General features: G+C 58.3%; 2 protein-coding genes and 1 pseudogene. All 3 read left to right on the top strand.

Features of this window, described 5'->3' with window-relative positions; all coding sequences use genetic code 11:
• Positions 1 to 151: 151 nt before the first annotated feature.
• Positions 152 to 853: a hypothetical protein gene (locus ACESTR_RS15725; RefSeq protein ID WP_244075994.1), complete on the top strand. Its 702-nt coding sequence runs from the start codon at positions 152 to 154 to the stop codon at positions 851 to 853.
• 125 nt (positions 854 to 978) lie between these two features.
• Positions 979 to 1,263: pseudogene (locus tag ACESTR_RS15730) on the top strand (DUF4326 domain-containing protein); the annotation flags it as partial.
• Between the two features lie 99 nt (positions 1,264 to 1,362).
• Positions 1,363 to 3,446, top strand: a 2,084-nt coding sequence (locus tag ACESTR_RS15735) for an ATP-dependent RecD-like DNA helicase (protein WP_373179425.1), incomplete at its 3' end; no start/stop codon positions are given.

Consider the following 3,446-nt stretch of genomic DNA (forward strand, 5'->3'; position numbering starts at 1 on the left):
CGGGCCCAAAATTCCCGTGAAGCTCACGATTACGCCGCCCAGCTCCTCGCTTACCGCACTGGCGATCCCGATTGGCGCATGACGCTGAATCCCGATTGGATTGTGGCGCAGCGAAAGAATAAAGAGTAACGAACCCTAAAAACCTGATCGTATGAAAATCTTTGAAAGAATCACAAAACGCCCGGCACTTCTGAACTACTACCTGCGGCGTAGCTTTTACTGGCCGGACACGCTGCCGGAGGTGCTCGACTACTGGCAGCAACACAATGAACTGCCGTTCCTCTACGGCGGCGATAACTGGCCCTATGACGCGATGTGCGAACGACAGCGCCGCAAGGGGGTCTATGCTTCGCAATACCTGACACCCGACCGTACGGCCCGCCAGATGGCTGCGCTGGCCGTGCGATATTTCGACAATGACAGCCGTATCGTGGATGCCTGCTGCGGTACGGGGCAGCTTACGCGCGCCCTGATCCTCGAAGGCGTGCACCCGTCGGCGATCCTCGGCTTCGATACCGATGCGGAACTGGTCGATTTTTACGAACGCCTCTATCCCGAAGCTGCCGCACTGCGGATGCAGTTCCATGAGGTCGGCTTCCGCTGCGAGAATGTCATCGCCAACCCGCCGTTCGAGATTGCGGAGTGTGTCTCCTTCCTGCAATGGCTCTCCCGTACGCAACGCTCGGGCGATCGGGCCGTGCTGCTTCTGCCGTACGGCTTTATCGACAAGCAGCGTCCGAAATCCGTGCAGGAGACGATGCGGCACTTTATCGTCCACCACCGGACACCCATGCAGGAGCCTTTCGCACGCACAGCCTGCCGTGCGGAGATCGTCGTAGTGGAACGGGCGTAGTGCATTCCGACGCGGGGCTCTCCCCGCAGGCAAATTTAATCCGCAGACATCCCGTTCGGGTCTGTCTGCGGATTATTTTGTGCGCCTGAGGGCTATTCCCGCACCAACGTTAAAATCTTATTGTCATGAAACAGACTGAAGTGGTGAACATTCGTCATGCAGCATGCGATGTTTACATCGGCCGTGCCGGCCATGGTGAAGACGGTTATTTCGGGCATCCTTTTCGGCTGCTGCCGGGCATGAGCCGCGGTGCTACCTTGGACCGCTACCGCAGTTATTTTTACGGACGCCTGCGTACCGATACTGAGTTTCGTCAGCGTATCCATGCTTTGAAAGGCAAACGCCTGGGATGCTTCTGCAAGCCTTATCCCTGTCATGGGGATATTATCAAAGAATATCTCGATACTTTAGACGATGAATAAATCGGTTAGGAAGATCGTATGCCCGGCGGCATTGCTATTCCGGGATTTTTTCCGTAATTTTACTGGGTATTCAGTATCGTCCGCTTTATGAACGAACACCCGGCAACTCTTCTGCGCTGCGTCGTGGAACGTATCACCTACCAGAATCCCGAGAACGGTTACTCGGTGCTGAAGGTCAAGGTGAAGGGCTATAGCGACCTTGTCACGCTCGTGGGTAACCTGCTGGAGGTTCCTGTGGGCAGCGTCCTTCTGTGCCGCGGCGAATGGAAGGTGGACAAACGCTACGGCAGCCAGTTCGTCGCCGCGACGTGGGAGGAGACGATGCCCGCCACGGTGTACGGGATCGAAAAATACCTCGGCAGCGGACTGGTCAAGGGCATCGGCCCCCGGTTCGCCCGGGCTATCGTTCAGAGGTTCGGAACGGAAACGATCGACATCATCGAAACCGACATCGAACGGCTCTACGAAGTCCCCAACATCGGGCGTAAGCGTGTAGCGAAGATCCGGGAGAGTTGGGAGAAGCAGAAGGACATCAAGAACGTCATGCTCTTTCTGCAGGGCTACGGCGTGAGCACGGCCTATGCAGCGAAAATCTACCGGGAATACGGCAAGGAGAGCATCGAGAAGGTGCGGGAGAATCCCTACCGCCTTGCTGACGATATCTGGGGCATCGGCTTCAAGACCGCCGACGGCATCGCCGCAAAGATGGGCTATGAGAAAGAGGACCCGCGACGGTGCCGGAGCGGTATCCTCTATACGTTGGGACAACTCTCGGACGAAGGTCATGTCTACGCCGGGGAGGAACAGCTGGTAAAAACTGCGGGACAACTTCTCGAAGCGGGCGAAACAGCTATCCGTGACACCCTCGCCGGGATGCTTCAGGCCGAAGACCTTATTCTCGACAAGGACGCCATCTACCTTCCTCCGTTCTACCATGCCGAGTGCGGTACGTCGCGTCGCCTGAGAGATTTGGCCCAGAGTACGGGCCGTTCGTTGTTCGACGGGCTTTTCGATCCGTCGTCCCTCACCGCGGAAACCGGCATCGAATACGACGAGGTTCAGCTTGCGGCTATCCGACAGGCCGTCACGTCCAAGGTCATGGTGTTGACCGGCGGCCCCGGTACGGGCAAGACGACTACGACGCAGGGCATCATCGCGGCCTTGAAAAAAGCCGGCCTGCGCGTGCTGCTGGCGGCTCCGACGGGACGTGCCGCCAAGCGTATGAGCGAGGCGACGGGCATGGAGGCCAAGACCATCCACCGTCTGCTGGAATACAACCCGCAGGACGGGTATAAGCGCAACGACGAGAATCCGTTGGAAGGCGACGCGCTGATCGTGGACGAGTGTTCGATGATCGACATCCTTTTGATGAACAACCTGCTGAAAGCCGTTCCCGTGGGGATGCGGCTGGTTCTCGTCGGCGATATCGACCAGCTGCCGAGCGTCGGGGCGGGAAACGTCCTGCGCGATGTCATCGACTCGCAGCGTATCCCCGTCGTGCGGCTCGTGCGCATCTTCCGGCAGGCGCAGAAGAGCCGTATCGTGATGAGCGCCCACGCCATCAATCGGGGGAAATTCCCCGATACGAGCAATGGCCGCGACACGGATTTTTTCTTTATGAAGGAAGAAGACCCGGAGCGAGCCGCAGAAAGTATCGTCCGCCTTGTCAAAGAGCGTCTGCCCCGTGCCTACCGGGAAAGCCCGGACCGTATTCAGGTGCTTACTCCGATGCAGCGGGGCGTCGTGGGCGCCGCGAACCTGAACCTGCTGTTGCAGCAGGCGCTGAATCCTTCGGGTCCGAGCCTCAGTCGCGGCGGCTATACCTATCGTCAGGGCGACCGCGTGATGCAGCTTCGCAACAACTACGATAAGGATGTGTTCAACGGCGATCTGGGTTATATCCGGGAGGTGGATACGGAGGAGAGGACGCTGAAAGTCGATTTCGACGGCAAATGGGTCGAGTACGATGTCACGGAGCTCGATGAGCTGACGCTGGCCTACGCCACGACGATCCACAAGGCCCAAGGGTCGGAGTATCCGATCGTCGTCATGCCAGTACTGATGACCCACTTCGTGATGCTCCAGCGCAACCTTATCTATACGGGTATCACCCGGGCCAAAAAGATCTGCGTCCTGCTCGGTGCTGCGAAAGCTCTGGCCTATGCCGTCCG

Origin of the sequence: Alistipes sp. DJF_B185, assembly GCF_964250025.1 — a bacterium.
Lineage (GTDB): Bacteria > Bacteroidota > Bacteroidia > Bacteroidales > Rikenellaceae > Alistipes > Alistipes finegoldii.

Excerpts from the sequence above, each read along its gene's own strand:
- ACESTR_RS15725 (WP_244075994.1), top strand. The coding sequence starts at position 152 with ATGAAAATCTTTGAAAGAATCACAAAACGCCCGGCACTTCTGAACTAC.